Raw genomic sequence first — 7,709 nt, forward strand, 5'->3', positions numbered from 1 at the left:
CCGTGAAAATCTGGCGCGGGTTTCGCCGTCTCGGGAAGCGTTTGCGCTGGCCGATCCGGTCTGCAGGGCTGAATTTCGCGCTCGCCTACGGATTGGTGTTCATCATTTCTGCGGGCGTGTTCCTGTCGTTCATCTGGTGGAACACCACTGGCCAGCTGGACCGCCAGGTCGAAGCTGCCGTGCAGGTGGATGCCCACGATCTGGCACAACGCTGGGTTCATGGTGGCCCGGCGGCTCTGGCGCTCGCTATTCAGGACCGACTGGATCAGAACGTCGAGGATGACGAGCTGTATTTGCTCGTTGGGCCTGACGGTCGCAAATATGCTGGAAATCTACCTGGCTGGCCTGTGGTCATCACCCAGATGGATGAGTTTTATGAACTCTCCATCCGCCGGGATGGTTTTCGCACCCAAGCCAAGATGCACGCCTTTCCGCTGTCGGAAGGCTTTCGCCTGATTGTTGGGCGGGATGTTCGTGGGCGGCAGGTCGTCCGGCACGTTCTGACCGATACGCTTATCTGGGCCTGGGTCATGGTGTCGCTGCTGGCTGCGGGTGGGACGCTCGCCATTCGGCGGATTTTCCGGCAGGTCGTGCGCTCCATTGCCCGCACGACGTCTGCTGTGGCGCAGGGAGACCTCAGTCGTCGCATACCGCTGACCGGCAATGAAACCGATCTTGTCGCTCAGACGGTCAACACCATGCTCGAACGTATCAACCGTTTGATGGATGGCGTGCGGCAGGTCTCGAATGCCATTGCCCATGATCTGAGAACACCCATTGCACGAGCACGCGCGCGTCTGGAAGATGCGAGCCTCACGGCCACTTCTGAAGACGAGCTTCGTGCGGCGATTGATCGTGCCGTTCTGGATCTGGACCATGTGACGTCCATTTTCGAAGCTCTTCTGCGTATCGCCCAACTTGAAGCGGGCGCGCAGCGGGCGGCTTTCACAGTGCTGGACATTCCGCCTTTGTTGGAAGGTTTGAGCGAGCTTTATGAAGCATCCATGGAAGATGCTGGCCTGAAACTCGATTTCCGGATCGGGACATTGGCGCCGGTCAATGGAGACCCGCATCTTCTGCAGCAGGCCGTTGCCAATCTTCTCGATAATGCCATCAAGTTCGCGCCGGAGAACACGACAATCACACTTGCCGCTGTGATGCAGAAAGGGCGTGTTGCCGTCAGTGTTTCGGATCAGGGCCTTGGCATGAGTGAACAGGATATGGCCCGCGCTTCAGAGCGGTTTTTCCGCGCTGAAACAGCGCGAAACACCCCAGGCGCAGGGCTTGGCCTTTCGTTGGTGCAGGCTGTCGTTCAATTGCACGGTGGAACTATGGAGCTTGCTGCTGGAAAGCCGGGGCTACGGGTAACGCTGCTTCTGCCCGTCATTCAGAATACAAAGACCCTCTCCGCATGACGGAAGTTTCATTCCTCCCTCACACGTGGCTTAGGTGAGACCGTGTAAAGAAGGCCGAATGCGCCTTCTGCCTCCAATGTCTGTCTGTCTTCTGGGTCTGGTGGGAAGCCTCGCGGCTGCCCCTGTTGGGCATACGCCATCGCAGAATGCGCCTGCCCGACCTGTTAGCGGGAAAGAAGAGGGCGTCATTTCCGTGACCTCTGACAGTGCGGAATACTGCACGCAGCTTGCACAAAATGTGGACCATCTTCTGGCGACGCCACATGGCATTCCTGTAGGAGCCATGGATGATGCGCGCCGCCTGCGCACAGAGGGCGATACACTCTGCAAGCATCACCATTTGCGCGCAGGGATCGCACGGCTGCGTCGTGCGTTGGTGCTTCTGGAACATAGTGAGGAGCATTCATGAAGCGTCTTTTCCGTCTGGCCACGCCGCTAGCTGTCCTGTCTCTGGCGATTTTCTGTCAGGCACGGGCAGTGGAACCCCAGACAACTGGAACAGAGCTTGATTTTACCGTTACGGGTGAAGCCCATGCAGCGCCAACGCTTCTGACGGTACGTCTTTTCGGGCGGGCGGAGAGTGCCTCTGCAATTGAGGCTCAGAAAACCCTGAATGCCCATATGGCGGAAGCCATGAAAACGGCATCCGGGCTCTCAGGGATTGAAGCTCAGGCTGGCAGTTATTCCCTGTCGGACCAGACGCCGGAACACGGCCCAACGCGCTGGACCGCTCGTCAGGATCTGAGTTTGAGCGGTAAGGATGCTGTGTCGCTTCTTGCTCTGTCAGGCAAGTTGCAAAGTCATGGCCTGATGATGGATGGGCTGGACTGGTCTTTGGACTCCGAAACACGGGAAACGCTCCTGCGTCAGGCCCGCACTCAGGCGCTTCAGAAAGTTCGCCAGGAAGCTGAAGAAAGTGCCAAAACGCTCGGCTTGCATGTGGTCCGGTTGAAGCAGATCCGTGTGTCCTCCATAGAGCCAGGGCCACGTCCCGTTATGCTGATGGCGGCCCGGGCTGCCAGCGATTCGTTCACACCGCCACAAGGCACTCCGCAGGAACAAACTCTTCGCGTCACAGTGAGTGTTGAAGCCGAGCTGGCTCCCTGACATGTCACGTTTGACGGTCTGGCATGATGGAAACTGCCCCTTATGCCAGCGGGAAATCGCCCTTATGCGTCGGCTCGACTGGCGCGGGAACATTGATTTCATCGATGCTTCTGGCGACATTACGGATTGCCCACTGGATCGGGAGGCCTTGCTCGCCCGGTTTCATGCCAGAGAGGGAGAGCAGCTTTATGACGGTGCGGCCGCCTTTGCGGCCATGTGGCGTGCCATCCCAATTCTCCAGCCTTTGGGAGAAATCGCCCGTTGCTCGCTGGTGCTTAAAGGCCTGGAGGCCCTGTATGGGCAGTTTTTGAAGGTGCGGCCCGTACTCCAACGGCTGGTTCGCAAGGCCAGCCAATAAGGTAACCTTCATTTTTTATTCGAAATGGTTGTGCAAATAGCAAAGTTCAGACATATTTTGACATGAAGCGTTGTGAAGGGCTGTTTCATGAAAGTCTGGATGCCTCTTGTTGCCGCATTGCTTGCCTTAGCGCCTTCTCTTCACGCTCAGGAGAAACTGGTCGTGCAGGGTTACTCTGCCGATCAGACCCGGCATGCCGTGGAAGAAATCGTCCAGCCTGCCAGTGGTCGTCAGATTGCTCGTTGGGACCAAACGGTCTGTTCACAGTTCATTGGTTTTCCAGCCGGGGTGGAAGAGCAGTTTCAGGCTCATCTGGAAGAGCGTTTTGCGAAATATGGTGTTCGCCTGCAGGCACATTGCAGGATACCCCGTCTTTTCATTCTCGCCACTGTCCATGAAGACGATCTCATCTCCCATATTCTGGATCGTGATCCTTATCTCATGCAGGGTGTCGATACGTCGCCCGTCTTTGCGGACAACATCCGCCTCCCATCGCCACGCGTAACGAAAGCCCTGAGGGACAATTATCCGGTTCGTTGGTTCGCCGATGTTGGGATTGAGGATAGCGACCACACGCCGATGCATGTCATTCCAACACTTATGGGCCCAACCTATGTGCAAGAGCCGTTAACGACGTCTTTCCTGGGATCACGGACGGTCGAAACGATCAAGTATATGGCGGTGACAATAGACCTTTCGAGAATGGACGGCGTGTCATGGCCCTCCCTCTACGAGTATGTTTCCATGATCGCTCTCACAAATCCGTCGCTTAAGGATTACGACACCACAGAGAGCATTCTGGGCAGCTTTGTGCAGAAGAAGCAGCCACAGCAGGGTAGTTTTTCCATGACCAACCTGGATGACGCGATTGTTCATCAGGTCTATTCCCTGGACCCTGCTGAAGATGGCCGCTCAGAAACGCAGAAAATTACGTGGGACGTTACGGCCAGTCTTCATCACTGAAGTGCTTTCAGGACAGAGCCATCGTGGTCAGATCACCGCAAAGGGCAGCGGTATTAACGGTCACGACGTGCTCTTCCAGAAGCCATTCGGGGCGCAGACAATCCAACACATGAATGGGCACAATGCGCCCTTCGCGTGCTGTCAGGGTTGAGGCAGCCTGCAGCGCGCGGGGGGAGTGTCTTTCCATGATCATGACGGCACATTCCGGCAAGGCCCCTGGATCAACGCGCTGGATACGGTCGGCCAAACCGGGTGAAAGACGTTGCATCCAGTCCAGTGCATGATCTGGGCCAAGAACCAGAGCAGGGTTGCCGGTTCCCAAAGCCATACCGACAGCCCTGAGAATGGCAGGCCAACTTTCACCTGCGCAGAGTACCGGGCCACAAGGCTTGAGTGTCAGTGTGTTGGTCTCTCCAGCGGGGCCGGGCAGTGTCATTGAGAAGCCCGTCATGGCATGCGCAATATCCTGTCGGATCTGGCGGGCTGAGACGGCATCCCGGCTTTCAAGAAACGTCACCAAACTTTGCGCATGGCGCGGGATACTACCCGGATTTGCATCTTTAGGCGCAAACCATGGGGACGTGCGGGCACTCATGCGACGGAGGGCAAAAGGCCCCCCTGCCTTGGGGCCGCAGCCTGAAAGTCCGGACCCACCAAAAGGCTGTGAGCCAATAACTGCCCCGGTTATGGCCCGATTGACGTAGATGTTCCCCGCTTGAATGCGGTTAGTCGTGCGATCCACTGTCATGGCGACACGCGAATGAACGCCAAAAGTTAGGCCGTACCCCATGGAATTTACAGCGTCGATCACGCCGTCCATTTCGTTGCGGTTGAAGCGACGCACATGCAGGACCGGCCCGAACACTTCATGCGGAATATCGGCAACACGGCCGATTTCAATCAGCGTCGGCGGAAGGAAATGGCCGTATCGACAGTTTTCACCCAGTTCGGGGGACCAGACCGTTCGGCCAGCCCGACGCATCATTTCAATATGATCCATCGCTTCTGTCCGGGCTTCCGGAGAGATGATTGGCCCGATATCCGTTGAAAGGCGTGCCGGGTTCCCAATAGCCAGATCCTGAATCGCGCCCTTCAGAAGCTCAAGAACATGGTCTGCACAGTCTTCTTGGATCAACAGGATACGAAGAGACGAACAGCGTTGCCCCGCACTGTCAAACGCAGAGCTCAGAATATCCTGCACGACCTGCTCTGCATGCGCGGAGCTATCGACCAGCATTGCATTCTGTCCGCCCGTGCGCGCCACGAGAGGAACAGGTGTGCCCGTGCGCCCCTGCCGATCAAAGATCTGGCGTGAAACGGCTTTGCCAACGGGCGTTGAGCCGGTGAACATTACGGCATCAACCCGGTGATCGGCTACTAGACGCTCTCCCACCGATCCATCGCCTGGCAAAAGGTGCAGAACTTCAGGTGGAATCCCAGCATCATGCAGAAGCTGAACGGTGCGGCTTGCAATAAACGGGGTTTGCTCGGCTGGCTTGGCCAAAACAACGTTTCCCGCTGCAAGAGAGACGGAAATCTGTTGCACGAACGCCGCCAGCGGGCTGCTCCAGGGACTGATACACGCAACAAGGCCGAGCGGTGAGGCCTGCAAATGATAATCCCGCCCTTGCAGACGTTCCGCATCATGGCGAAGAATACTGACGGCCTCACGGACTTCATCCTGAGCAGCTGGAAGGGTCTTTCCAGCTTCCCGTACCAGAAGCGCCATTAGCTCAATCCGGTGGGCCTCAATCAGATCAGCAGCTTTCTCCAGACAGGCAATCCGCACTTCAGGGCTGCTGCCTGCCCAACTGGCAAGCGCACGCTCCGCTGTCTCCAGTGCAGATAGCAGTGTCTTTCCATCAGTCTCGACAACGTCTCCGATCGGGTCGTGTCGGTCTGCAGGGTTGTAGAGCAGACGGGAGCGGTCGTGCTGACTGGTGACACCCGGCGTCAGAGCTCGGGCGTGGAGGAAGGGCGCATCTCCATCAAGGGTTTCATGGAGGGCACGAAGTGTCAGCTCATTGAAAAGATCCAGACCTCCCGCGTTGCGTCGCCCAGGCTGGAAAATGTCTGACGGCGCACGAACCGCACGATTAGGGCGCTCGGTTCTCAGCATGGCGCGTGTTGCCTCGACGGGGTCAGCCGTTAACGCTTCGATCGTAATGGCCGGATCTTCGTCGCGGCTGACAACGAGTGAGGCAGCTCCATTTTCCAGTAGCTGTCTGACGAAACTGGGCATGAGTGCCGCGACTTCCCCGATGGGAGCATGCACCCGGCAGGGCAGGTTCATGCCCTGTTGGTTTCGGAGATGCTGCGCGAGAGCCAGCCCTAGCCCATGCAGGCATGCGAACTCGAAATCTCCCGGCCGAACCTGCCCTGCAAGCGCCAGAATATGACCAATAGTCCGCGGGTTATGGGTGGCAAACTGCGGATAGGTGGCATCCAGCGATTCAAGAAGCTGTCGGGCGCAGGCGAGATAACTGACATCCGTGTGGCAACGGCGCGTGAAAACAGGGAAGTCAGCCAGTCCGGTTTTTTGGGCTTGTCGAATTTCCGAATTCCAGCAGGAGCCTTTGACCAGTCTGACAAGAACGCGGCGCCCGGTGCGCCGTCCCAGATCAATAAGAAAATCTACGACAGCTGAAGCACGCCGATCATAGGTCTGGACGGTCATGCCAAGCCCGTTCCAGTTCCCGAGTTCAGGCAGCACACAGAGAGCCTCAAGCAGATCCAGCGTCAGCTCAAGATGTGTGCTGTCTTCGCTGGAGAGCAGGATGCCGACATCCAGTTGCCGGGCCCGGATGGTAAGCCTTTGCAGGATCGGCAGCAGCTCCGTCATGATCCGCTCGCGCCTGAAACGGCTGAATCGCGCGCTCAATGCCGGCAGGCGTACATACAGCATCGGGCGATCATGGAAGTCGCCGGTGATGCCAGCGTGTTGGCTGATGTCTTCCAGTGCGTCTTCATAGACGGTAAGGGCATCGAGGGCTTGATGAGCCGTCAGAGCAGTGTTGACCTGCGGATCATATGCATATGTCAGCCCATATTTTTCTGCAGGGGCGGATAGTCTTAGAGCCTGAGCCAGTGTAGAGCCCAGAATGAATCCGCTTCCTACGGCACGGATAGCTTTTTCCAGACTGCGCCGAACCATGGGAGTAGATGTCTGAAGGGTTAGCCGACGAAGGCTGAACCCCTTGCTCTGGTTGAAACGCCCTGCAAGGGACAGGTTCAACGCAATCGAGTTCACAACCGACGCACGGCGTTTACTGATATGCCGTCCCCAGTCGGTAGCTCCCACGAGAGAACGGATCAGCGCATCCTGAGTCGCAGAATCCGGAATGCGCAGGAGTGCCTCTTCCAGAGCCAGAACAGATTGCCCTTCAGGTGAAGACAGAGGGAATGCCTGTAAAAGGCTCCCCACAATATCGGGCGAGGAGTCTCGTGCGGCCTCAGCAAGGCCGTGGGCTATTCTGGTAGCTTGACGATCCTGCTCAGGTGTCAGGTCAGCACGCGGCAGCAGCGCGTCCACACATTCCGCCTCGGGGCGGTAGTGAGCAGCGGAAACAGCGTTACGGAGCGGTGAGCGTGGTGCGCGTGAGAGTAGAAATTCCGCAAATGGCGCGGCGGGGCGTGAAGCCGGGTTCGTCGTCGGATGGGTCATGGAGTCCATTCCAGGCGGGTTAAAGCCCGGGGAGGCCTTGAAAACAGAATAGAAAGCGCTCTTAGCGCAACATCGTAGCCAAGACACCCAATGATTGATCTGAAATCGGATTTATTTCCGATCACAGCCTCTTTTTCAAACGGCCATAAGATGCACAGAGAAGCTCATTTTATAAATATTGGAAATATTTTCGGACTTGTAA

General features: G+C 57.2%; 6 protein-coding genes. 5 read left to right on the forward strand and 1 reads right to left on the reverse strand.

Going from position 1 to position 7,709, the window contains the following annotated elements; genetic code table 11:
* The first annotated feature begins 2 nt into the window (after positions 1 to 2).
* The 5 genes from ABF979_RS08145 to ABF979_RS08165 all read left to right on the forward strand — a co-directional run bounded on the left by ABF979_RS08145 (position 3) and on the right by ABF979_RS08165 (position 3,843).
* Positions 3 to 1,415 carry an ATP-binding protein gene (locus ABF979_RS08145; RefSeq protein ID WP_415559049.1) on the forward strand — a complete coding sequence of 471 codons (1,413 nt, stop codon included), beginning with the start codon at positions 3 to 5 and terminating at the stop codon, positions 1,413 to 1,415.
* Positions 1,416 to 1,473: 58 nt separating this feature from the next.
* Positions 1,474 to 1,824, forward strand: a complete 351-nt coding sequence (locus tag ABF979_RS08150) for a hypothetical protein (RefSeq protein ID WP_415559051.1) — start codon at positions 1,474 to 1,476, stop codon at positions 1,822 to 1,824.
* On the forward strand, positions 1,821 to 2,522 hold the full coding sequence (locus ABF979_RS08155) for an SIMPL domain-containing protein (RefSeq protein ID WP_415559053.1): 702 nt from the start codon (positions 1,821 to 1,823) through the stop codon (positions 2,520 to 2,522). Before ABF979_RS08150 ends, ABF979_RS08155 begins: the two co-directional genes overlap by 4 nt.
* Position 2,523: 1 nt before the next feature.
* Positions 2,524 to 2,880, forward strand: coding sequence for a DCC1-like thiol-disulfide oxidoreductase family protein (locus tag ABF979_RS08160; protein WP_415559055.1), 357 nt, complete (start codon positions 2,524 to 2,526; stop codon positions 2,878 to 2,880).
* Positions 2,881 to 2,967: 87 nt separating this feature from the next.
* Positions 2,968 to 3,843 (forward strand): hypothetical protein, encoded by an 876-nt coding sequence (locus ABF979_RS08165; protein WP_415559056.1) that lies wholly within the window; start codon positions 2,968 to 2,970, stop codon positions 3,841 to 3,843.
* A gap of 7 nt (positions 3,844 to 3,850) precedes the next feature.
* Here the strand turns inward: ABF979_RS08165 and putA are convergent, their stop codons facing one another.
* A complete protein-coding gene (gene putA, locus ABF979_RS08170) occupies positions 3,851 to 7,507 on the reverse strand; it encodes a bifunctional proline dehydrogenase/L-glutamate gamma-semialdehyde dehydrogenase PutA (protein ID WP_415559058.1) in 3,657 nt (1,218 codons plus the stop codon).
* Positions 7,508 to 7,709: the final 202 nt, after the last annotated feature.

It is taken from the genome of Gluconobacter sp. (assembly GCF_047723935.1).
Taxonomy (GTDB): domain Bacteria; phylum Pseudomonadota; class Alphaproteobacteria; order Acetobacterales; family Acetobacteraceae; genus Gluconobacter.